The 22,698-nt window shown below is 71.5% G+C and carries 21 protein-coding genes; 16 read left to right on the top strand and 5 right to left on the bottom strand.

Annotated features, from left to right (window positions below; translation table 11 throughout):
- Window positions 1–7: 7 nt before the first annotated feature.
- A complete protein-coding gene (locus tag EFK50_RS19800; RefSeq protein WP_123229314.1) occupies window positions 8–1,114 on the top strand; it encodes an N-formylglutamate amidohydrolase in 1,107 nt (368 codons plus the stop codon).
- Here the strand turns inward: EFK50_RS19800 and EFK50_RS19795 are convergent.
- Window positions 1,111–2,448 (bottom strand): anaerobic C4-dicarboxylate transporter, encoded by a 1,338-nt coding sequence (locus EFK50_RS19795; protein WP_123229313.1) that lies wholly within the window; start codon window positions 2,446–2,448, stop codon window positions 1,111–1,113. The two genes, EFK50_RS19800 and EFK50_RS19795, sit on opposite strands and share 4 nt — an antisense overlap.
- 80 nt (window positions 2,449–2,528) lie before the next feature.
- Entirely contained in the window at window positions 2,529–3,107 is a 579-nt protein-coding gene (locus EFK50_RS19790) for a hypothetical protein (protein WP_123229312.1), read from the bottom strand.
- Window positions 3,108–3,275: 168 nt separating this feature from the next.
- Between EFK50_RS19790 and EFK50_RS19785 the strand changes: the two genes are divergently transcribed.
- From EFK50_RS19785 to EFK50_RS19775, 3 genes are all read left to right on the top strand, one after another.
- Window positions 3,276–5,294 carry a sensor histidine kinase gene (locus EFK50_RS19785; protein WP_123229311.1) on the top strand — a complete coding sequence of 673 codons (2,019 nt, stop codon included), beginning with the start codon at window positions 3,276–3,278 and terminating at the stop codon, window positions 5,292–5,294.
- Entirely contained in the window at window positions 5,294–5,962 is a 669-nt protein-coding gene (locus EFK50_RS19780) for a response regulator transcription factor (protein WP_123229310.1), read from the top strand. The genes EFK50_RS19785 and EFK50_RS19780 overlap by 1 nt, the downstream gene beginning before the upstream one ends.
- 142 nt (window positions 5,963–6,104) lie before the next feature.
- Complete coding sequence (locus EFK50_RS19775) at window positions 6,105–7,814, top strand: Ig-like domain repeat protein (RefSeq protein WP_123229309.1); 1,710 nt, start codon at window positions 6,105–6,107, stop codon at window positions 7,812–7,814.
- A 19-nt stretch (window positions 7,815–7,833) separates the two neighbouring features.
- Here the strand turns inward: EFK50_RS19775 and EFK50_RS19770 are convergent, their stop codons facing one another.
- Both EFK50_RS19770 and EFK50_RS19765 read right to left on the bottom strand, forming a co-directional pair.
- The gene (locus EFK50_RS19770; RefSeq protein WP_148046240.1) at window positions 7,834–9,609 is read right to left on the bottom strand and encodes a glycoside hydrolase family 16 protein; all 1,776 of its coding nucleotides are present in this window, start codon (window positions 9,607–9,609) and stop codon (window positions 7,834–7,836) included.
- Window positions 9,610–9,675: 66 nt separating this feature from the next.
- Window positions 9,676–10,470, bottom strand: a complete 795-nt coding sequence (locus EFK50_RS19765) for a M15 family metallopeptidase (RefSeq protein ID WP_123229307.1) — start codon at window positions 10,468–10,470, stop codon at window positions 9,676–9,678.
- Between the two features lie 58 nt (window positions 10,471–10,528).
- On the opposite strand from EFK50_RS19765, the gene EFK50_RS19760 reads away from it, so the two are divergent.
- Together EFK50_RS19760 and EFK50_RS19755 are read left to right on the top strand one after the other, a co-directional pair.
- Window positions 10,529–11,065: a SigE family RNA polymerase sigma factor gene (locus EFK50_RS19760; RefSeq protein WP_342772490.1), complete on the top strand. Its 537-nt coding sequence runs from the start codon at window positions 10,529–10,531 to the stop codon at window positions 11,063–11,065.
- Window positions 11,065–11,676, top strand: coding sequence for a hypothetical protein (locus EFK50_RS19755; protein WP_123229305.1), 612 nt, complete (start codon window positions 11,065–11,067; stop codon window positions 11,674–11,676). Before EFK50_RS19760 ends, EFK50_RS19755 begins: the two co-directional genes overlap by 1 nt.
- A gap of 5 nt (window positions 11,677–11,681) precedes the next feature.
- Here EFK50_RS19755 and EFK50_RS19750 read toward each other — a convergent pair whose 3' ends face one another.
- On the bottom strand, window positions 11,682–13,628 hold the full coding sequence (locus EFK50_RS19750; protein ID WP_123229304.1) for an MSCRAMM family protein: 1,947 nt from the start codon (window positions 13,626–13,628) through the stop codon (window positions 11,682–11,684).
- A gap of 99 nt (window positions 13,629–13,727) precedes the next feature.
- Between EFK50_RS19750 and EFK50_RS19745 the strand changes: the two genes are divergently transcribed.
- The 10 genes from EFK50_RS19745 (at window position 13,728) to EFK50_RS19700 (ending at window position 22,664) form a co-directional block, all read left to right on the top strand.
- Window positions 13,728–14,189 carry a helix-turn-helix transcriptional regulator gene (locus EFK50_RS19745; RefSeq protein ID WP_123229303.1) on the top strand — a complete coding sequence of 154 codons (462 nt, stop codon included), beginning with the start codon at window positions 13,728–13,730 and terminating at the stop codon, window positions 14,187–14,189.
- Between the two features lie 5 nt (window positions 14,190–14,194).
- Entirely contained in the window at window positions 14,195–14,605 is a 411-nt protein-coding gene (locus EFK50_RS19740; protein WP_123229599.1) for a VOC family protein, read from the top strand.
- A gap of 1 nt (window position 14,606) precedes the next feature.
- Entirely contained in the window at window positions 14,607–15,218 is a 612-nt protein-coding gene (locus EFK50_RS19735; RefSeq protein ID WP_123229302.1) for a VOC family protein, read from the top strand.
- Window positions 15,219–15,258: 40 nt separating this feature from the next.
- Window positions 15,259–17,613, top strand: a complete 2,355-nt coding sequence (locus EFK50_RS19730; RefSeq protein WP_123229301.1) for an ATP-binding cassette domain-containing protein — start codon at window positions 15,259–15,261, stop codon at window positions 17,611–17,613.
- Window positions 17,614–17,723: 110 nt separating this feature from the next.
- Complete coding sequence (locus tag EFK50_RS19725) at window positions 17,724–19,253, top strand: phosphatidylinositol-specific phospholipase C domain-containing protein (protein WP_123229300.1); 1,530 nt, start codon at window positions 17,724–17,726, stop codon at window positions 19,251–19,253.
- Window positions 19,254–19,288: 35 nt separating this feature from the next.
- Window positions 19,289–19,750 carry a VOC family protein gene (locus EFK50_RS19720; RefSeq protein WP_123229299.1) on the top strand — a complete coding sequence of 154 codons (462 nt, stop codon included), beginning with the start codon at window positions 19,289–19,291 and terminating at the stop codon, window positions 19,748–19,750.
- 58 nt (window positions 19,751–19,808) lie between these two features.
- Complete coding sequence (locus EFK50_RS19715; protein ID WP_123229298.1) at window positions 19,809–20,759, top strand: amidohydrolase family protein; 951 nt, start codon at window positions 19,809–19,811, stop codon at window positions 20,757–20,759.
- Window positions 20,759–21,274: a cysteine dioxygenase gene (locus tag EFK50_RS19710; protein ID WP_123229297.1), complete on the top strand. Its 516-nt coding sequence runs from the start codon at window positions 20,759–20,761 to the stop codon at window positions 21,272–21,274. Before EFK50_RS19715 ends, EFK50_RS19710 begins: the two co-directional genes overlap by 1 nt.
- Window positions 21,275–21,345: 71 nt before the next feature.
- Window positions 21,346–21,555: a hypothetical protein gene (locus EFK50_RS19705; protein WP_123229296.1), complete on the top strand. Its 210-nt coding sequence runs from the start codon at window positions 21,346–21,348 to the stop codon at window positions 21,553–21,555.
- On the top strand, window positions 21,555–22,664 hold the full coding sequence (locus tag EFK50_RS19700) for a hypothetical protein (protein WP_123229295.1): 1,110 nt from the start codon (window positions 21,555–21,557) through the stop codon (window positions 22,662–22,664). The genes EFK50_RS19705 and EFK50_RS19700 overlap by 1 nt, the downstream gene beginning before the upstream one ends.
- The last annotated feature ends 34 nt before the right edge of the window (window positions 22,665–22,698 follow it).

Below are 22,698 nucleotides of genomic sequence, written 5' to 3'. Positions count from 1 at the left end.
GGGGAACGTGCCCGACACCGAGCCCCTGTTCCTGGACGACCGCCGGACCTTCACGGCCGAGGAGATCGTGTTCTACGCGGACTCCGGCACCCGGTCGCTCGAGGACGCGCTGGCGACCGCGGACCTGCTGATCAGCTGCCCGCACTCCGGCGCCGCGATCCCCGGCGAGCTGCGGCCGTTCCTGGTCCCGGAGTTCACCCGCCGGCTGCAGTTCGACTACACCGACTGCTCGACGGCACCGATCGTGCGCCGCTGGGCGGAGCTCGACCCGAGCGTGATCTACGTGGAGAACCCGCACCCCCGGCTGGTGCGCGACCCCAACCGGGCTCGCCCCGACGACCTGGCGGCCAACCTCGCCGAGGCGCTGAAGCGGGTGCGGGACGCCGGCGCCTTCCAGCGGGTCGACCTGACCGGCGTCGACGCGATCCGGCCGGTGACGTTCTCGTTCTTCCCGATGCTGGTCGTCCCCGACGACGATGACGGGGTCGAGGAGCTGGTCGCGGCGTTCGTCGAGGCCGGCTCGCGGGGCGTCGACGTCTACCAGGCGACCCGGGAGGACCTGCTGGAGCAGATGCTCTCCCGTGCCCTGTCGGGGGAGGGGCCGGGACGTCTCACGACGCTCTCGTTCCACGACACCATGAACCGTACGACGACCCGGGACGGCGCGGTCGACGTCGAGCGCGACCCGAAGGACCGGCTCCCGGCGGTCGTCTCCCTCTCCAACCGAGGCGACGCGAACGGAGGTCCCCGGACGGACGACCCGATCGTGACGATGGATCCGGCCCGGCTGCGGATGCTCGCGGAGGCGCACCGCACGGGCTTCGAGGTCTCCTCCGCCGACGACGTCCTGATGAACCAGCCCTACCTGGGCAGCCAGGAGATCATCAGCGCCGGTGCCCGGTTCCGGGAGGTGGCGACCGAGGCGCAGGCGGCCGGAGTCAGCCTGGACGCCGTCCAGGCGGAGTTCCTGCGCGAGCTCCTCCTCGGGGCGGCGAATGCCGCGCACATCAGCGCACCCGGTCAGGACTGGCCGGAGCCCGACCCCGAGCACGTCGACCTGATCGCCCGCCGGTGCGCGGCCTCCTGGGCTGCGTACCGCGAGCAGATGCCCTAGCCCAGCACCACGCCGAGCAGCGCACCCGCCGCGATGGTCGTGACGGCGAGGACGATGGTCGGGATCGCGAACGAGTGGTCGACCAGCTTGGTGCCGAGCTTGGTGCTGCCGGTCTCGTCGAAGTTGGCTGCCGCGATCTGGGAGCCGTTGGTCGGCAGCAGGTAGATGCCGGCGAACGCGCCGGCCCACATCCCCGACAGCAGCCCGGGTGCGATCCCGGCAGCGAGCCCGATCGGCACGATCGTCCGGGTGGCCGTCGACTGGCTGGTCGTCAGCACGCAGACGATGAAGACGCCCAGGGCGAAGATCCACGGCGCGTTCTCCACCAGGTCGCCGATCCCGTCGACGATCTCGCTGGTGTGCGCCGAGATGAAGGTGTCGGTCATCCAAGCCAGGCCGAACAGCGCGATCGCCGAGACCATGCCGGCCCGGAAGACCGTCTGGTCCGGGATCGCCGCGACCTTGACCTTGGAGACCATCAGGATCAGAGTGCCGGCGACGAACATGATCATCTCGATGATCGGCGTCATGCTCAGCGGATCACCGGCGGCGTTCTCCGGGCGCAGGCCCTTGAACAGTCCGAAGACGACGATCGCCAGGACGCCGAGCAGGAAGATGATCGCGGCGTTGCGACCCTCGGTGGTCGCCTTGACCTCGAGCTCCTTGGCGGTGGAGGCACCGGGGGCGGGGAGCTTGCCGGACCGGATCAGCTCCTGGATCTCCTGGTCCTCCTCGATGTCCGCGCCGAGCTTGTTCACGACGAGCGAGCTGAGGACGATGCCGATGATCGCCGCCGGCAGGGTGATCTTGATGACGTCGAACATCTCGAAGTTGTAGGGACCGACCTCGGTCAGGGTGATCATCGCGGCCATCGCCGCCGACACCGGGCTGCACGCCAGCGCGACGCCGGTCGCGACCACCGACAACGACAGCGGGCGCGACGGCCGGATGCCGTTGCGGTAGGACAGGTCACTGATCACCGGCAGCAGCGGGTACAGGATGTTCGACGTACCGGCGCCGACCGAGAACAGGAACGCGACCAGCGGCGCGATCAGGGTGATCTGCTTCGGCCGCGCCTCGATGATCTTGGCCGCCACCGTGACCAGCCAGTCGATACCGCCGGCCAGCTGCATCATCGAGGACGCGAGCACCACCGACAGCACGATCAGCAGCGCGTCGACGGGCGGGCTGCCGACGTCCTCGCCGAAGACCAGCACCAGGACTGCCACCCCGGCACCGCCCCAGAGTCCCAGCGCGACTCCGCTGGACCGGGTGCCCATCACGATCGCACCGAGCACGACCAGCAGCTCGAGAACCACGACGACGTTGTCCACGACGACTCTCCCTCCGTGACCGGACTCGGACCCTCGCAAGGCAACCTAGCGTGTCCGAGCCGGTCCCGGCAGGGTGCGACTCAGCTGCGACGACCCAGGACGATCCCGGCGAGAGCGATCGAGCCGGCCGCCAGGAAGTTCCACGCCCACCAGGTCCACTCGAAGGTGAAGACGAAGCTGGAGAGCGCGACCGGGCAGAGCAGCGCCAGCGGCAGCACCGCCAGCCGGTAGCGGATCGGCCAGGCCCGGTTGCACCCGGCGACCACGACGGCCAGCGTCAGCGCTCCCATCAGCGTCCACATCGTGTAGTCCGAGAACGAGTCCGCGCCCTCCGATGCCGGCTCGGCCCAGACCGCGACGGCGCCGGCGGCCGCGGCCAGGATCGCCAGCAGGGTCGTCGTACCGGCGACACGGCCGGCCCAGCCGGACCAGCCCCCGGTCCGGGCGATCGCGGCCAGGGCGACCCCGAGTCCGAGGATCGCGCAGAGGAAGGCGATCGACAGGTCGCTGCGGGTCTCGTCGCCCTGCCAGTCGGTGGCGTAGCGCAGCGTGATGCTCAGGTGCGCGGCGGCGAGGGCCGCGGCCGCGAAGGCAGGACGCCACCCGGTGCTGCGGTGGACGTTCGGGGTGCGGCCGGCGGCCGCGGTGGTGCTGCTCATGTCGGTTCCTCTCGGTAGCGGCCGACGTTCGCCGGCCACCTTCAAGGTCGGCCGCCGGAACCCCGGGAGAGCAGGGCGGTCGGCCCCGATCCTGGCGACCGGATTCCCGGCCGGAACCGGGGGCGCAATCCCGTCCCGACCGGGAACTCCCGCTGGCACGATGTGCGGATGCACTCGATCCCGGCCCGGCGCGTGGTCGCGCTCTGCGTCGTGGGTCTCGCGGTGCTGCTGCTCGCGGCCGGGCTCTGGCTGGATCTCGGCGAGTCCGAGGAGCTGGTCGCCCGGGCCTGGACCAGCGCCGTCCCCGGAACGCTGCTGGCGCTGACCGGAGCGGCGCTGCTCTGGCAGCTCGGCGGGCATCCGATCGCGGTGCTGATGTCCGGCTTCGGCCTCTGGGCCAGCATCTGCGGCGTGGGCGCGGCCTGGGTGAACCGCTCGGCGGCGCAGGTCGACCCGCTCCCGTTCGAGGGCCTCGGGGTGGTGCTCAACCAGCGGCTTTCGGTCTCGGTCTTCGTCATCATCCCGGCCCTGCTGGTGCTCTTCCCGGACGGCCGGCTGCCCCGGGCGCGCTGGTTGCGGCTGGTAGCGGTGGTCGCCCTCGCCCTGCCGATCGCGATGGCGGTGGCGAGCCTGCTGGTGCCGTGGGAGGTGCTCGGCGAGAACGTGGTGACGCCGTCCTCCGTCGTCGTCGAGCGGTACGGCGACACCTGGGCGCTGCCGCTGCCCGCGGACTGGTGGTACTTCCCGCCCGAGATGATCCCGGTCTCGCTGGTGACCAGCCTGCTGCTCGCCCCGCTGGTGCCGTTGTGGCGCTGGCGGCACGGCAGCCCGCAGGAACGCCTGCAGCTGCGCTGGCTCGCCTGGGGTGGTGCGTTCGCGACGGTGGGCGTCTGCCTGGCCGCGGTCCTGCTGCCCTACCTGGTGGCCACGGTCGTGCTGATCGGCTGCATCGCGCTGCTCTGCGTCGCCGTGCTGGTGGCCGTCACCCGGCACGGTCTCTACGGCCTGGACCGGGTGCTCAGCTGGACCGTCGTGTACGGCGTCCTGGTGGCCGCAGTGGTCTCCGTCGACGTCCTGCTGGTGGCGCTGCTCGGCAGCCGCACCGACGACCGGGACGTCGCCCTGCTCTCGGCGATCGTGGTGCTGCTCGCCTACGCACCCCTGCGGGAACGGTTGCTCGACACCGCCCAGCGGCTGGTCGCGGGCCGGCGCGGCGACCCGTACGGCGCGGTCTCGGCGCTCTCGTCCCGGCTCGCCGAGAGCCTCCGGCCCGAGGACCAGCTCGACCACCTGGTCCGGGTGGTCAGCCGTACCTTCGCGACGTCGTACGTGCAGGTCGAGGTGGCCACCCCGCACGGCGGGAGGCTGGCCGTGGCCAGCGGCTCGCCGACCGCCACCGCGGTCTCGATCGACGTCCTCCACCAGGAGGAGCGGATCGGCACGCTGCAGCTGGCGCCGAGCCGGGTCGCGCTGAGCCTGCGCGACGAGCAGCTCCTCTCCGACCTGGTGCGGCAGGCGGTCACCGCGGTCTGGGCGACCTCCGCCGAGGCCGAGCTGCGCCGGATCCGGCAGCAGCTGGTCAGCTCGCGGGAGGCCGAGCGACGCCGGCTGCGGCACGACCTGCACGACGGGCTCGGTCCGTCGCTGGCCTCGGTCAAGCTCCGGATCGAGGCTGCCAGGAACCTGGCCCCGACCGCACCGGACCGGGCCGAGGAGCTGCTCGAGCAGGCTGCCCGCGGGGTCAGCGAGGCGGTCGAGGAGATCCGCCGGGTGGCGCACGGACTCGGCCCGGCCGCGATCGACGACCTCGGCTTCGCGCGTGCGATCGAGCACCTCGCCACCGGCTTCGGCGACGTCGCGGTGACGGTTGACGCCCCCGGGCTGACCCCGGCCCACGAGGTCGCGCTGCACCGGATCGTCGGGGAGGCACTGACCAACGCCCGCCGGCACGGGCAGTCGGTCCGGGCTCAGGTCGAGATCCACCGCGGCGAGGGCCAGGTCCGGGCCCGGATCACCGACGACGGCACCGGGATCGCCGACGACGCGACCGACGGCGTCGGGCTGGAGTCGATGCGCGAACGCGCCGCGGAGCTCGGCGGCCGGCTGCACGTCGAGTCCTCCGCCGCCGGTACTACGGTGCTGGCCGTGCTGCCCTGCCCCGACGACGCCGAAGACGGAGTGACCTGATGACCGAGACCACCGGACCGCGAACCGTTCGGATCGTGCTCGTCGACGACCACCCGGTCTACCGGGACGGTCTCGGGGTGCTGCTCGGCTCGATCGGCGACTTCGAGGTCGTCGGGGTGGCCGGCGACGGCGCCGAGGCACTGGCCGTCGTCGACGCCGAGCGCCCGGACGTGGTCGTGATGGATGTGTCGATGCCCGGCATGGACGGGATCGAGGCGACCGACCGGCTCCGGGAGTCGCACCCGGAGATCGGCGTGCTGCTGCTGACCATGTCCGAGGACGACGCCACCGTGGTGCACGGCCTCAGCGCCGGTGCCCGCGGCTACGTCCTCAAGGGGGCGGACCAGGCGGACATCTCCCGGGCGATCCGGGCGGTCGCCGACGGTGACGCGATCTTCGGCGGCGGCATCGCGGGCCGGGTGCGCAGCTACTTCGACTCGGTGCGCTCGGCTGCCTCGGACCTGCCGTTCCCGGACCTGACCCCGCGCGAGCGGGAGATCCTCGACCACATCGCTGCCGGCCGGTCCAACCCGCAGATCGCCACCGCGCTGTACCTCTCCCCGAAGACGGTCAGCAACAACATCTCCACGATCTTCGCCAAGCTGCACGTCCAGGGGCGCTCGGAGGCGATCGTGCTCGCCCGCGAGGCCGGGCTCGGCCACCTGTAGCTGCTTCCCGGCGTACCCGGGTGACGTCTCCCGGTGAGGTCGGGTCGCCGGGCCCTGCCGTCCTGGGAGCACGTCCCGCGAGGCTCGGAGTGCCGGCACGGAGCCGGCCCCGACCTCCGGGTCGTGTCCAGAGGAGAAACACATGTCCCGCCGCCTCGGCGTCGTCCTGACGTCCGCTGCCCTGCTCCTGGCCCCCGTGCCCGCCTTCGCCGATAGCGGCGACGACTTCGAGCCGCCCCAGATCGCCGTCAGCACCCCGCCCGGGGTGGTGAACGGCTGGTCGGCGGCACCCTTCAGCGCGACGGTGCGGGTGACCGACACCGGTGGCTCCGGCGTGATGTCGGCCGAGTGGTGGCTCGCCGGCGCCACCGAGGGCTCCGGGATCATCAACGGGACCACGGCCACGGACATCGCGATCACCGGTTCCGGCCGGACCACCCTCAGTGTCGCCGCGAGCGACCGCGAGGGCAACGAGAGCAGCGCCGACCGCGAGCTCGGCGTCGACACGGTCGCGCCGTCGATCGTGCTCGGCCCGGAGCTGACCAACCTCGACGACAGCAACGTGGCTCCCGGCACCACGGTCACCGCCGACTACACCTGCTCGGACGCCGACTCGGGCGTGGTGGCCTGCGACGCCCGGGTGGCCGCCGGCTCTCCGCTCTCCACCGACGGTGCTCACGAGCTGGTGATCACCGCCCGGGACGGCGTCGGCCGGACGAGTCAGCGCACGGTCTCCTGGAACGTCGACGCACTGCCCTGGACGCTGCACGGCGTGCTGCGCCTGAACGCGATCCCGGTCCGGGTCGACGTACCGGCGACGATCTTCCCGGCGGACTTCAGCCCGCTGCCGGACTCGGTGTCGTACCAGTGGTACCGCGACGACGCCCAGATCCCCGGAGCCACCGGGACGACGTACCTCCCGGTCGCGGCGGACGCCGGCCACCAGCTCTCGTTCACCGCTCGACCGCACAAGAACGGGTACGCCGAGACCACGTTCACCAGCATGAAGTGGAACGTCGCCGCGCCGGTGATGGTCCACCAGGGCCAGGACCCGCAGCTCACCGGCATCCGCCGGGTGGGGCAGACGCTGACCGTCAGCGCGCCGACCACGTTCACGCCGGCCGCCTCCGGGGTGAGCTACCAGTGGCTGCGCAACGGAGTCCCGATCGACGGGGCCACCGGAACCAGCCACCTGCTGACCCCGGCCGACGTGAACCGGGTGGTCGGCGTCCGGATCACCGCGACGACCGCGTCGGCCGGCTACCAGCCCTGGGTCTTCGAGACCGGGACTCTCGCGGCACCGGTCAGCCCCGGTGAGCTGGCTCTCCTCGGCACGACCGGGATCCACGGCACGGCGCAGGTCGGCCGGACCCTGGTGGCCGTGGTGCCGGTGTTCAGCCCGATCGCGACGGTCGGCTACCAGTGGCTGCGCAACGGCACCGAGATCCCGGGCGCGGTCCGGTCGACCTACCTGGTCGGTGCCGCGGACGCGGCGGCCCGTCTCTCGGTGCGGGTGCGGGCGACGGCGTCCGGCTACCTCCCGGCCAGCCAGACCTCGGACCCGACGGCCGCGGTCGCGCGGACGACCTCGATCGCCAAGGCCACCGGCAAGGCCATGAGCGGGCGTCGCGTCTCGGTGACGGTCCAGGTCAAGGCGGTCGGGGCGACCGCGACCGGCCCGGTCACGCTCACCCGCGGCACCCGGGTCGTCGCCCGCGGCCAGCTGCGCAACGGCAAGGTCGTCTTCACGCTGCGCCAGCAGCCGCGCGGCAAGCAGGTCTACAAGGTCCGCTACCTCGGCAGTAGCGCGGTGGCGGCGTCCGGCACCAAGGTCACGGTGCGGGTGCGCTGAGTCACCGGATGCGGGTCGGCTACTTCCATACCCGGAGGTAGTCGACCTGCATCGTGGCCGGCAACGGGGCGCGCCCGTCGTACGCGTTGGTCCCGGCGCCGAGCGCGGCGGTGAACAGGAACATGTACGGCTTCTGGAAGGCGCTGTCGCCCGAGGTGTTCGACAGGCAGAGGGTGCCGTTGACGTAGATGCCGATCCAGTCGGCCCGCCACACCATCGTGTAGGTGTTCCAGACGCCGCGGGCGGCCGCGCAGTCGTAGGCGGTGTTGACGCCGTGGATGCCGCCCTCGCTGTCGAGGCGGTAGTGCAGGAACGGGATCGAGAGCTCCGGGAGGTTCGAGTACGTCTCGGAGATGTCCATCTCGCCGGCGACCGGCCACAGGTCCGGAGAGGGGACCCGGTCGTCCGGCCACATCCAGAACGCCTCCTGGAGGCCGGGGAGCTCGGTGGCCCGGGTCTTGATCCTGGCCTCGATCCGGCCGTACTGCTGGGTGAAGCGCTGGTAGGTCATCAGGCTGCCGGCGATGAAGTGCGTCGATCCGGAGAACTGCGCGAACGTGCACGACACCGGCTGCTCGACCCGGACGACCGACAGCGAGAGCACCCCGCCGCCGACCGAGACCGTCTCGGGGGTGTCGCGGTAGCAGGCGAACGTGTCGGGGGAGCCGGTCGCGAAGATCTGCTGCGCGTACCAGCGGGTCGGGTCGTAGTCGGTCCCGTCGAAGTCCTCGCCGAAGGTGCAGACCCAGGGGGTGCCGTCGACCTTCAGCAGCTCCGGCCCGCACTGCGGCACCTCGACCTCGGCCTCCGGGGTGACCAGCCCGGTCACGCTGCGGGTCGACTCGACGCCGCCGGTGCGCACGGTGCTGACGGCGAACGCGTACGCCGTTCCGTTGCTGAGGCCGCCCACGGTGAAGGTGCCCTCGTGCCGGCGGTCCAGCGGGGTCTTGGTCACCAGCGTCCAGGGTCCTGCGACCGAGTCCGCCCGGTAGAGGTTGTAGCCGTCCAGGTCGACCGCGTCCGACGGGTCCCAGGTCACGATCGCCTGCCCGTCCGCCGCAAGCGCCGCCGTACCGGTCGGTCCGGGCGGCGGCACGACCACGATCGCGCGCGCCGCCGAGGCTGTCGTCGGAGCTCCGCCCGCGGCGAGGGTGCGCACCCGCAGCTGGCGTCGTCCCGGTTGGACCAGGCCGACCTTGAACGTCGATCGGCCGACGCCGTCCTGAGCGCCGGACGCGATCCGGCTCCAGGTGGTGCCGTCCCACCCCTGCAGCTCCGTGCGCCGGCCCGGCCGCGCCGGGCCGAAGGTCCCCGCGACCGCCACCGTGGACTTCGCGGGGGTCGAGGCCGGCGCCTCGATCCGGGCCGTGGGTGCCACCGTCCGGACCGTCCGGGTCCGGGTCACGACCGCCCGCAGCCGGTGCGATCCCACCTTGGCCTTCCGGGCGACGACTCGCAGCGCGATCCCCGTCCTGGCGGCGGCCGGCGGGCGGTAGCGGAAGGTGAACTGCCCCGTGCGGGTCGTCCTGGCGTTGGCCACCCGGACCCAGCTGCCGCGGTCGCGGTGCTGCAGCTGGACGGGCCGCCGGCCCCGGGTGCCGCTGGCACCGGTGACCGTCACGGTCTCACCGGCGATGACGACCGTCCGGGAGACCTTCAGCGCCGGGGCGGTGGCGGCGTACGAGGCGTCCGGGATCAGTGACACCAGGCCCGCGATCAAGCAGACCACCAGGGCGGCGCCCGAGAGACGGCCCGAGAGATGGCCCGAGAAGGCATACCGCAAGCGGAGTGGCACGGATCGAATCCCCACAGACCGAATCCAGGTGAAGGTGCTCCTGACGCGCCCCGGAGGGCCCTCGCATCATGGCACAGGCGGGTAGTCCCCGCCCGGGACGCCGAAGTACTCCTCCAGCGACCCGGCCCCGGTCTCGCGCAGCTCCCGCGCCAGGGCCGGGCCGACGTACCGGAGGTGCCAGGGCTCGGCCGAGTAGCCGGTGCGCTCCTCGTTCTCGGGGGTGTAGCGGATCACGAAGCCGAAGCGCCAGGCGTTGCCGGCCAGCCACCTGCCGCCGGGCGTCCCAGCGAAGCACGGCTCGAAGTCGCAGCGGCCGTCGGCCGGGGTGACGATGTCGACCGCGAGTCCGGTCTGGTGCTCGCTGTGGCCGGGACGTGCCGAGATCCGGTCCGCGGCGGCTTCGCCCTGGGCCGCGACGAGCTGCTTGTGCACCGAGTCCTGGTAGCCGTACGAGCGGAAGGCGCTGGCGATCTTGAAGCCGAGACCCTGCCGGTCCGAGGCGTCCAGCAGCCGGGTCAGCGGGCCCGCGGCCGGGTCCGCGACCTGGTAGCCCCGGACGATCGAGAGCTCCGGCCGGAACTGCGACGGGGTGATCGGGTGGGACTTGTTCACGATCACCCAGGTGCTCGACGGGTCGGTGGTCGAGTGCGCGGACCGGTCGAACGTGCGCGGTACCGGCCGATCCGCCTGCCGCGAGTGCTGCGCCGTGACCTCGCGCTGCGCGGCCGGCGGTGCCTGTGCCGGGGCCGGGGCCGGAGCCGCCGGGTCGCTGCGCAGCGCCCACCAGCCGCCGGCGAGCAACGCCCCGACCAGCAGGGTGAGCACCGTGGTGACGATCGGGTCCCGTCGCGTTCTCCTCATGTGCACCAGACGGGTACGGCGGGTGATCCGGTTGCACGGTCCGACTAGCCTCAGCAGGGTGGTGAGAGCAAATCAGCGGGACGCCGAGTTCGTGGCGTTCGTCAGCACCCGCCGCCAGGACCTGGTGCGGACGGCCGTCCTGCTCTGCGCCGGCGACGAGGCCACCGCCGAGGACCTGGTGCAGACGACGCTGACCCGGCTGTACCTCTCCTGGGCCCGCGTACGACGCGCCGACAGCCCGATCGCCTACGCCCGCGCGAGCCTGACCAACGCCTTCGTCGACGAGATGCGCCGCGCCCACCGCCGTCGGGAGTCGACCCTGGCCGACCCCACGGTGCTGCTGGTCCGCGAGGAGGGTGCCCGGGCTCCCGATCCCGACCTCCAGCGACTGGTGCTCGCCGCGCTGGCCGAGCTCGGTCCCCGCCAGCGTGCGGTCGTGGTGCTGCGGCACTGGCACGACCTGGACACCGCCGAGACCGCCCGGATCCTCGGCTGCTCGGTCGGCACCGTGAAGTCCCAGAACGCCCGGGCGCTGGCCCGGCTGCGCCAGGTCCTCGGCACCGTCCAGCAGGACCTGTTGGTGGGGTTGGGCTGATGAGCGATCACGACGACCTGAAGCGGGCCCTCGGCCTGGCCGCCACCGGCGACCGGGCGATGCCGGCTGCCGGCGAGGACCTCGCCCGTGCCCGGGAGGCGCTCAGGGCCCGGACCCGGCGCCGCTACCGGACCGGCCTGGGCGGGCTCGTCCTCGCCGCCGCGGTCGGGTTCGGCACGGTCGGCGTGCTGGCCGACCGACCGGACACCTCCGACCGGGTCCAGCTGGTCGCGGAGCGCTTCGTCGCCGCGCCGTACACCTTCGACCTGACGCCGAAGGGCTGGTCGGTGCAGGCGCAGAACCCGTACGCCGTCACGATCGTCCCCGACGACGGCAGCATCTCGACCCACCCGGACGACTTCGTCGGCAAGCTGGTGATCACCTTCGACGAGAACCCGCTCTCCGGGCACTCGGTCGAGCACGACGGCCGGAGGATCTGGATCTCGACGAGCGACGACTACACGAGCATGGCGACCCGGACCCGCACCGGTGAGCCGAGCGGGATCGTCCGGATCCAGTACCCGCAGGACACCCACTGGAACGAGGCCGCGATGCTCGACTTCCTGGCCAGCGTCCACGTCGGCCCGGCCGCGAGGCACGGGCACGGCTGAGGGCGCTAGGCCCGAGTCGGCCGTCGCCGGGAGATCCCGACAGCGGCGAGCCCGGCACCGAGCAGCCCGAAGCCGAGCAGCAGCAGCGGCCGGCTGACCGGGGAGCCGGTGTCGGGCAGGACACCCCCGCCCGGCTCGGTCGGCTCGGGCTCGGGCTCGGGTGTCGGGGTCGGAGTGGTCGTGGTCTCCGCAGCGATCACGAAGTCCTGGCCCGAGCGGATCTCACCTTGCGCCGTGATCGTCACCGTCCGGACGACGCCGCCGACACCGTCGAACCCGTCGGGCACCGCGATCCGGATCTCGTACGTGCCGGCCGCCAGCCCGTCGAGGAAGTAGTTCCCGTCGGCATCGGTGGTCAGCGTCCTCGGGCCGCCCGGTCCGTCGACCGTGATCGTGACGCCCCCGCGGACCTCACCGGTCGGCGTACCGAGGTGCACGGTGCCGCCGAGCGCCCCGGGCCTGACGAGCGCGAAGTCCTGGTCGGGGACGTCCTGGGTGTTCACGGTGACGTCGTTCCGCGACGCCGCCGGCGTGAAGCCGGCCGGGGTGTCGATGGTGATGTCGTACGTGCCCGCCGGCACCCGGTCGAAGCGGTACGTGCCGTCGCCGGCAGTCACCGTGGTGAGCGGCGGTCCCGCGGTCGGGGTCAGCGTCACGGTCACCCCGCCCAGTCCGCTCCCGCCCCCGGTGACCTTGCCGGAGACGTTCGGGTCGGCGGTGAGCGCGAAGTCCTGGCCGGTGATCGGGGTCGCGACGATGTCGAAGTTCGGCAGCTGGTCCGTCCCGGTGTAGCCGTCCGGGACGTCGATGGTGACGAAGTAGTCCTCGTTCGCCGGGTTGTTGTCGAAGAGGTAGCTGCCGTCCGCGGCGGTGGTCGTGGACTTGGGTCCGCCCACCGAGTGCAGCGTCACGGTGACGCCGGCCAGCGGGGTGCCGCCGGCGGTGACCTTGCCGGAGACCGGCTGCGGGATGATCGCGCGGACCAGGAAGTCCGCGGTGGCGTCGGCGGCCGCCGTGCTCACCGTCTGGGTCCGTGCGCTCAGCGCGATGCAGGTGGCCGGCGGCTCGATGCTGACGACGTACCCGGGCTGGGTCGCGCGCTGACCGAACGAGTACGCGCCGGTGGCGTCCGGCGTCGTGGTCCCGAGGTCCTCGCCGTTCGGGCCGACGAGCCGGACGGTGACGCCGGTGACCGGGCAGGGGACCGGCAGCCCGAGGTCGGTGACGGTGCCGCTGATCGTCCGCGCCACTGCCGCGAACCAGGTCTGGTAGACCGGGAAGCCCGAGCGGCGGGTGAACGAGAGCGTCAGCGTCGACAACGCGACGGTCGGCTCGAACCAGCCGGTGGCGCCGAAGGTGTCGGTCGCGCCGGGGTTGCCGGTCAGCGTCCGGGTGCCGGCGTCCCAGGTGGGCACGTCGCCGACGCTCGCACTGCACCCGGCCGGCCGCGGCGTACCGAAGTCGCAGAGGTTGAACCCGCCGGCGAAACCGAGCTCGGCAGCGGTCACCGGGGCCCCGGAGGCGTCCTTCGCGCTGATCGTGACCGCGTCGGCGTCGATGTCGCCGAGGACGAACGCCCAGCCGGTCGGCGGTGTCGGGGTGGCGAACGTGTAGGTCGTGGTCGACGGGGCAGTGGCGTTGTCGGCCTTGGGTCGCAGGTTCAGGTAGGGCCGGTTCAGGCTGGAGCCGTACTTCGCCCCGACCGGCGTCCCGGGCCCGAAGAAGACCGAGCTGCCGCTCTGCACCCCGACCGAGCCGGACCGGGAGTCCGAAGCCACCGCGGCGGCCGGGAACCCGGCGACCGGCAGTTCCATCGACGTCGTGTAGTCGTTCGACGCGCCGGCCAGCGGTTCCCAGTCGGCGTAGCCGGTGGTGCGTACCGCCTGCGCCGCCGGCAGGCCGAGGCCCACCAGGACGACCAGTGTCAACGCGAACAGCCCGAGTCGTCGCATCAGTGCTCCCTCTGCTCCCTCGCCGCCCTCCCGGGCCGCGAGCACTCACAGTACCGAGCAGTCTGGGATGTTGTCCCCACCGCGTGGCACGATCCTCGGGTGACCAGCACCCCCGAGGAGGAGCAGCGCCTGCGCGACCTCGCCCTGCTGCGGCAGGTCCGCGACCGGATGGACCGGGAGTACGCGCAGCCGCTGGACGTCGAGGCGCTGGCCCGGGGCGTGCACCTGTCGGCGGGGCACCTGAGCCGCCAGTTCAAGCTCGCGTACGGCGAGCCGCCGTACGCCTACCTGATGACGCGGCGGATCGAGCGCGCGATGGCGTTGCTGCGCCGCGGCGACCTGAGCGTCACCGAGGTCTGCTTCGAGGTGGGCTGCTCCTCGCTGGGCACGTTCAGCACCCGCTTCACCGAGCTGGTGGGAGTGCCGCCGAGCACCTACCGGGACCAGGCGCGGGCCGGCGCCGAGCTGCCGTCCTGCGTGACGAAGCAGGTCACCCGACCGATCCGGACCACATCGATCAGGAATCAAGAAGCACCGGTGTCGCCCGCGCCCCTAGCGTGAGCGTCATGGACATCAGCATTCACTACGCCTTCCTTCCGCACCTCGACAAGGACGCCTCGCTGGCGTTCTACCGCGACCTCCTCGGCTTCGACGTCCGCAACGACGTCGGGTACGACGGGATGGTCTGGCTCACGCTCGGCCACCCGAGCCAGCCGGCCGTCTCCCTGGTCCTCACCCCGCCCGCGGCCGATCCCGGCGTCACCGACGAGGAGCGCCGGACCATCAGCGAGATGATGGCGAAGGGGACCTACGCGATCCTGTCGCTCGCCACCCCGGACCTGGACGCGACCTTCGCGGCCCTGGTCGCCGGCGACGCGGAGATCGTCCAGGAGCCGATCGAGCAGCCGTACGGCATCCGCGACTGCGCCGTACGGGACCCTGCGGGGAACCTGCTGCGGATCAACGAGGTGCGTTGAGATGGCGACCATCACCTCCCTCGCGCTCGAGGCCTCCGACCCGGCCGCCGCGACCGCGTTCCAGACCGCGCTCGGTGTCGAGCGGATCGCCACCACGCGCCCCGAGTCGGGTCCGTCGGCCGGCTTCCGCGGGTACACGATCTCGCTGGTGGTCTCCCAGCCCGGCAACGTGGACGCCCTGATGGCTGCCGCGCTCGGCGCCGGCGGCACCGTCCTGAAGCCCGCGAAGAAGGGCCTCTGGGGGTACGGCGGCGTCGTCCAGGCACCGGACGGGTCGATCTGGAAGCTCGCGACCTCCTCGAAGAAGGACACCGTCCCGGCCACCAAGGAGTACGACGACGTCGTGCTGCTGCTCGGCGTGGAGGACGTCAAGGCGACCAAGCAGTTCTACGCCGACCGCGGCTTCGAGGTCGGCAAGGCGTACGGCGGCAAGTACGTCGAGTTCGTCAGCGCACCCGGTAGCGTCAAGCTGGCGCTCTACAAGCACGGTGCCCTGGCCAAGGATGCCGGCGTGCCGGCGGACGGCTCCGGGTCGCACCGGATCGTCCTCTCCGCAGATGCCGGAACCTTCAGCGACCCTGACGGGTTCTCCTGGGAGAGCACGCAGCCGTAAGCAGCCGTCAGCAGCACCGACCAGAGGGAGACAGGACCGGATGGCCCACACCGCCGACAGCCACGACATGATCCGCGTGCACGGTGCACGGGAGAACAACCTCAAGGACGTCAGCGTCGAGATCCCGAAGCGCCGGCTGACGGTCTTCACGGGGGTCTCCGGCTCGGGCAAGAGCTCGCTGGTCTTCGCGACCATCGCGGCCGAGTCGCAGCGGATGATCAACGAGACCTACAGCACCTTCGTGCAGGGGTTCATGCCGACGCTGGCCCGCCCCGAGGTCGACAACATCGAGGGCGTCACCACCGCGATCCTCGTGGACCAGGAGCGGATGGGCGCCAACGTGCGCTCGACCGTGGGCACCGCGACGGACGCCAACGCGATGCTGCGGGTGTTGTTCAGCCGGATCGGGGACCCGTTCATCGGCCCGCCGACGGCGTTCGCGTTCAACGTGCCGACTCGCCGGGCCGGCGGCGTCATGCAGACCGAGAAGGCCGGCGGCAAGGTCGAGAAGAAGGTCGTCAAGAACGCGATCTACCTCGGCGGCATGTGCTCCGAGTGCGAGGGCCGCGGTTCGATCTCCGACCTCGACCTGACTCAGATCTTCGACGAGTCCAAGTCGCTGGTCGAGGGCGCGGTGCTGGTGCCCGGCTACACCGCCGACGGCTGGATGATCGCCGCGTTCAAGGCGGTGCTGCCCCCGGAGAAGCCGATCGCGAAGTACACGAAGGCCGAGCGCCAGGACTTCCTGTACGCCGAGCCGCGCAAGATCAAGGTCGACAAGATCAACATCACCTACGAAGGCCTGATCCCGAAGATCCGGAAGTCGATGTTCAGCAAGGACGTCGACTCGTTGCAGCCGCACATCAAGGCGTTCGTCGAGCGGGCCGCGGTCTTCGCGCCGTGCCCGGCGTGCGACGGCACCCGTCTCAACGAGGCGGCGCGCTCGTCGAAGATCAACGGCAAGAGCATCGACGAGGTCTGCACGATGCAGATCACCGACGCGGCCGCGTGGGTGCGCGGCATCAAGGACCCCGGGGTCGGCCCGCTGCTGGCCAACCTGCTGCACCTCTTCGACTCGTTCGTCGAGATCGGCCTCGGCTACCTCTCGCTCGACCGGCCGGCCGGCACGCTGTCGGGCGGCGAGGCGCAGCGCACCAAGATGATCCGCCACCTCGGCTCGGCGCTGACCGACGTCACCTACGTGTTCGACGAGCCCACGATCGGCCTGCACCCGCACGACATCCAGCGGATGAACAACCTGCTGCTGGAGCTGCGCGACAAGGGCAACACCGTGCTCGTCGTCGAGCACAAGCCCGAGACGATCGTGATCGGCGACCACGTCGTCGACCTCGGCCCGGGTGCCGGCACCGGTGGCGGCACGGTCTGCTTCGAGGGCGACGTCGCCGGCCTGGAGGCCTCCGACACGCTCACCGGCCGGCACCTGTCCTACCGCGCGTCCCTCAAGGACGAGGTCCGGACGGCGACCGGTGCGATCGAGGTGCGCGGCGCCTCCACCCACAACCTCCAGGACGTGGACGTCGACATCCCGCTCGGCGTGCTGTGCGTGGTGACCGGTGTGGCCGGCTCCGGCAAGAGCTCGCTGATCCACGGCTCGGTCGCCGGCGATGACGTGGTGGTGATCGACCAGGCCGCGATCAAGGGCTCGCGGCGGAGCAACCCGGCGACGTACACGGGGCTGCTGGAGCCGATCCGCAAGGCCTTTGCGAAGGCCAACAACGTGAAGCCGGCCCTGTTCAGCGCCAACTCCGAGGGTGCCTGCGAGAGCTGCAACGGCAACGGCATGATCTACACCGAGCTGGGCTTCATGGACACGGTCGCGACGCTGTGCGACGAGTGCGAGGGCAAGCGCTTCAACCCTTCGGTCCTCGAGCTCACCTTCGGCGGGCTGAACATCGCGGAGGTGCTCGACCTGCCGGTCGCCGAGGCGCACGCCTTCTTCGCGACCGGCGACGCCGCGACTCCCGCGGCGGCGTCGATCCTGCAGCGGCTGGAGGACGTCGGCCTCGGCTACCTCAAGCTCGGGCAGCCGCTCAACACCCTCTCCGGCGGTGAGCGGCAGCGGATCAAGCTGGCGATGCGGATGGGGGAGAAGGGCGGCGTCTACGTGCTCGACGAGCCCACGACCGGGCTGCACCTCGCCGACGTCGAGAACCTCCTCGGGCTGCTCGACCGGCTCGTCGACGCCGGCAAGTCGGTGATCGTGATCGAGCACCACCAGGCGGTGATGGCGCACGCCGACTGGATCATCGACCTGGGCCCGGGTGCCGGCCACGACGGCGGCAAGGTGGTCTTCGAGGGCACGCCCGCGGACCTGGTCGGCGCGAAGAAGAAGACCCTGACCGGCGAGCACCTGGCGGAGTACGTCGGCAGCTGACGGCAGCGGGAAATGCCCGGTCGGAGGATTGACCCGGCCCGTCGCCGTCAGCAGACTCGGCAACGTCGCGCACGGGGGCTAGGGCGAGCGCGCTCGGAGCGGGAGTCCCCATGGCAGCGGATTGGCACTACGGCGAGGCCAGCTACGTCAAGCTCTACTCGACGTACGACGAAGGACCGGCGCAGTGGCTGGGCTGGTTGGGCGTCCAGGCGGGCAACGGCGCCGACGACTACGCCCGGCACGTGGGCGGCGCCGAGGACGGTGCCCCGCCGGCGAACGCTGCCCAGGTCCGGTGGGTGCTCGACATCTCGAAGGGCGACGCCACCGACGAGAAGACCTATCAGGAGGAGCTGGCGAAGCGCCCGCGCTACCTGTCCTCGGACGGGAGGATGCTCAACGGCGACGGCCAGAAGGGGTTCTACCTCTACTGGACCGCGGGGAGCCCGGACACCGGCTACCCGATCACCCAGACGCTGTGGGACGACCCCAGCCTGTTCTCGATCAGCCGGATCAGCTCGATCGACCCGGCCGGGGCGGCGGTGTCGTCGTACGACAACTGGTACTACCTCGCCTACTACAAGGACGGGAGCGAGGCCCGGATCCTGTTCAAGTTCGAGTCCGTGGCCAGCTTCGCGGTCGGCAAGCACCCGAGCTGGATCAAGGACCGCAACGCCACCATCGGCGATCGCAACCTGACCCAGATCGCGATCCCGGGGAGCCACGACTCCGGGTCCTACGAGATCTCCCGCGCGGCCGGGGACCTCACCAGCCGCACCCAGCGGGTCGACGTCCTCGCCCAGCTGCTCGCCGGGGCCCGGGTCCTCGACCTGCGCACCGCGCAGGCCAAGGACGGCACCTGGTACATGTACCACGGCAGCGACTGGACCGACGTCCGCTTCGACCACGTCGTCGAGCAGCTCGGGACGTTCCTGGACGAGCATCCCGAGGAGTTCGTGCTGGTCACGCTCCTGGTCGACAACACCCCGGGGGTGGCCGGGATGGCGGACCCGTACAAGGCCGCCTGGCAGCTGTTGTTCAACCGGGTGCACGCCCACCACAAGAACTACCTCGACGCCGGCGGCCAGAAGATCGACATCGTCAACGTCACTCCGAATTCGCTCAAGAAGGAAGGCGCGAACCTGCTGGTCTACGGGTGGGGCGCCACCACGAGCTGGTACTTCGACATCAACAAGCTCTCCGGCGAGTTCGTCCGGTACTCCGAGAAGGACAGCCCCGAGCTCGGGCCCGACGAGGCGCGGATCTTCGTCGCTCCCTGGGAGTCGATCCCGGAGGGCACGAACCACTACGGCCGGGTCGCGGACTTCCAGGGCGTCTACCTCGACTGGGACGTGATCATCCCGAGCGCCGACGACATCTACGAGAAGTACGGCGAGTACCACCGGACCGGTGGTCTCTGGAACCTGCAGACCAACCTGCCCTGGAAGTTCATGTCCTGGGCGGTCTCGCCGTACGTCAAGCACCTCGCGGTCACGCCCGGCCTGGTGGAGTACATCCGCAAGGGCGACATCGCGCGCCCGCAGGTGAACATCGTCAACATCGACTTCGTGGGCGACGTCCTGGTCAACGACGCCGGCACCTTCGACCTGGTGTCCGAGGTGATCGGGCTCAACGACAAGTAGCCGGTCCTGTCGGTGGCCGGTGCCAGGCTGAGTCCATGAGCAAGCACCTGCAGGTCACCTTCGACGCCCACGACCCTCGCGCGCTGTCGTCGTTCTGGCGCGACGTGCTCGGCTACGTCCACCCGCCTCCGCCCGGGGTGGAGCTCCCGCCCGGTGCCGACCCGCTGGCCGCCTGGGACGAGTTCCTGGCCCGGATCGGCGTCCCCGAGGAGCAGCGCAATTCCCGGTCCGCGATCGAGGACCCGGACGGCGACGGCCCGCGGGTCTTCTTCCAGCAGGTGCCGGAGGACAAGGTCGCCAAGAACCGGGTCCACCTCGACGTCCGGGCCGCACCGGGGCTGGTCGGCGACGAGCGGATGGCGGCCCTGGAGGCCGAGTGCGAGCGCCTCGTTGCCTTGGGCGCCACCCGGGTACGACGCTTCGAGCCGGAGCCGCCGATGGGCGCCGGTCACCTGGTGCTGGCCGACCCCGAGGGCAACGAGTTCTGCTTGGACTGACGATCTTTATCTGATAAAGTCTACTCACTTACTAGAGTATGAGAGGAGGCTGAGTCAGATGCCCCAGGAGCAGAACCTCGCGATCGACGTCCACCAGCACTTGTGGACCGACGAGTTCGTCGACCGTCTTCGCGCCCGCACCCAGGTCCCGTACCTCCGCGGCTGGACGCTGCACACCGCAGCGGAACCGCCGTACGAGGTGGACCCCGGCGCACACGACGTCACCCGGCGGATCGCCGCTGACCACGAAGCGGAGGTCGGTACGGCGTGCCTCAGCCTCTCCGCGCCGCTGGGGATCGAAGACCTTCCGCGCCCGCAGGCCGCCCTGCTGATCGATGCCTGGCACCGCGGCGTTCGCGAGCTGCCGGACCATTTCCGGGCCTGGGCGTCGGTCCCGTCCGAGGAGCCCGACGTCGCCGCGCTGCACACGCTGCTCGCGGAGGACAGGTTCGTCGGCCTGCAGCTCCCCGCCAACGCGGTCTCCTCGCCGGCGGCGTGGGAGCGGGTCGCCGGGCTGCTGCTCGCGGCGGAGGTCGCCGGCAAGCCGGTGATGATCCACCCCGGTCCGCAGGAGCATCGCCCGCAGCAGGCCCGGGTGCCGGACTGGTGGCACCCGGTCGTCGGCTACGTCGCGCAGCTGAACGCGGCCTGGTGGGGATGGCAGGCCGTGGACGGCCGGTCGCTCTTCCGCGACCTCCGGATCGTCTTCGCGGCCGGCGCCGGGCTCGCCCCGGTGCACCAGGAGCGGCAGATCGTCCGGGGCGGGACCGATCGACCGGTCGACCCGAACGTCTTCGTGGACACCTCCAGCTACGGCCCGCGCGCTCTGGACGCGTTGGTGCGGGTCCTCGGCATCGATGCGCTGGTGCTCGGCAGCGACCGCCCGTACGGCGCCCCGGTCGCGGAGTTCCTCGGTGATGCGGCCACCCACGCGCTCCGGGTCCGGAACCCGCGCCGGCTGATCGAGCCAGCGCCGGCGTACGACCAGAGCTGGGCGGTGGCGAGCTGATGGGCGCCGCAACCCTGGAGCCGCTCGCCGCCCTGGCCGGTCTGCCGGGCCGCGACCTCACCCAGCCGGAGCTCGAGGCGCTCGTCGCCCGGATCGCCGCCGACCCCGAGGCGTGGCGGCGCCTGGTCGCCTTCGACAGCGAGGACCGGGTCTACGTCTCCCTGCACCGGGACTCGCACGTCGACGTCTGGCTGCTCTGCTGGACGCCCGAGAACGACACCGGCTGGCACGACCACGACATCTCCGCGGGCGCGGTCGCGGTGGTCGAGGGCGAGCTCGTCGAGAGCGCCCTGACCCTCACCGACGGCGCTCGGGAGCGTCGGGTGCCGGCTGGGACGGTGTTCTCGTTCGCGCCCGACCACATCCACCGGCTCAACGGAGCCGTGCAGGGGTCGGTCTCCGTGCACGCCTACTCGCCACCGCTCTGGCGGATGGGCCAGTACGCCGTCAACGACGCCGGCGTGCTGCGCCGCCTCTCGCTCTCGTACGCCGACGAGCTGAGGCCGCTGGACTGACGAAGGTGCTTGACGGGGACTCCTCCGTCCGCGACGCTGCCACCAGCCGATGGCAACGTAAAGGGAGTCCCGTGAAGCCTGATGCCGATCTCGCCGCCGTCCTGGGAGCGTCCCCGCCGGAGTCGGTGAGTGCGCTTCCGGCAGCGACCCTGTCCCGGCTGGCCGAGCAGATCGCCGCGGCCAAGAAGCGCGGCCAGGCCGAGACCGAGGAGTCCGTGCGGACGGCGATCGCCGGCGTCCCGTTCGCCGTCCGCGGGATCGTCAAGAAGGCCGTGCTCTGATGGCCGTCGCGAAGGCCCCGGTGCAGACGATCAGTCCGCAGGTCGGCCGGATCGCCCGGTTGCTCCGGCTCGATCCGGGGGAGATCCACGGGCTCGACGGCGTTCCGGACGCCGACCTGCGGATCCTGCACGACCAGATCAGCAGGACCCTCTTCGCCGAGGGGCAGAAGCGGTTCGCGCGGGTCGCCGGGCTCTCCAAGACCATCCCCGGACCGCTGGCCGGCGTGCTCGCCGAGAAGTTCCTGCCCCCGGTGATGGCGGCCCGGGTCTCGGAGAACCTCGACCCGGCGAAGGCCCGGGACCTGATCGGCCGCGTCTCGATCGCCTACCTCGCCGAGATCGCGCTCGCGCTCGACCCGGTGCGGTCCCGGCCGGTCGTGCAGAAGCTGCCGCCGGAGCCGATCGGCAAGGTCGCCCAGGAGCTCTTCGCCCGCCGGGAGTACGCCGTGATGGCCGAGTTCGTCGGTACGGTCACGGTCGATGCGCTAGTCGCCGCGCTGAACGTCGCGACCCCGCACGACCTGCTGGCCGTGGTGCCGCTGCTGGAGTGGAACGACAACCTGGACAAGGTGATCGCCGAGCTCCCGGAGCGGCAGGTCGCCGAGATCGCCACCTCGTTGACCGCCGCGGAGCTCGCCGACCTCGCGATGGCGCTGGACCCGAGCCGGATGGGGAGGATCGTCGCGGCGGTCCCGCTCGACACCGCCGCCGGGATCGCCGAGGAGCTCTTCAGCCGCAGCGAGTACGCCGGGATGGCCCGGTTCGTCGACGTCGTCACCGAGCCGATCCTGCACGCCGCCCTCGGGGTCGCGTCGGCGCACGACCTGCTGGTGATCGTGCCCTTGCTGGAGTGGAGCGACCAGATCGACCGGGTGGTCGACACGTTGCCGGACGCGATCCTGGACGGTCTCTTCGCCGAGATCGCCGGAGGCGGTGACTGGGATGCGGCGAAGGTGGCCTTCGAACGGCTCAGCCCGACGGCCCAGCACCGGTTGTTCGCCCGCTTCGGGCGGCTCTCGAAGCCGAACCAGAAGAAGATCCGGGCGGCGGCGGAGGCCGGCGAGCTGGGCGCGGCGGCGACCGCGCTGCTGGCCGACACGCCAATGTAACCATTGACCAATGGCACAGTTGATGGTGTCATCG

The organism is Nocardioides marmoriginsengisoli, assembly GCF_003725695.1.
Taxonomy (GTDB): Bacteria; Actinomycetota; Actinomycetes; order Propionibacteriales; family Nocardioidaceae; genus Marmoricola; species Marmoricola marmoriginsengisoli.
The sequence above is the reverse complement of the archived record's forward strand: the minus strand, read 5'-3'. Positions and strand labels throughout refer to the sequence as shown.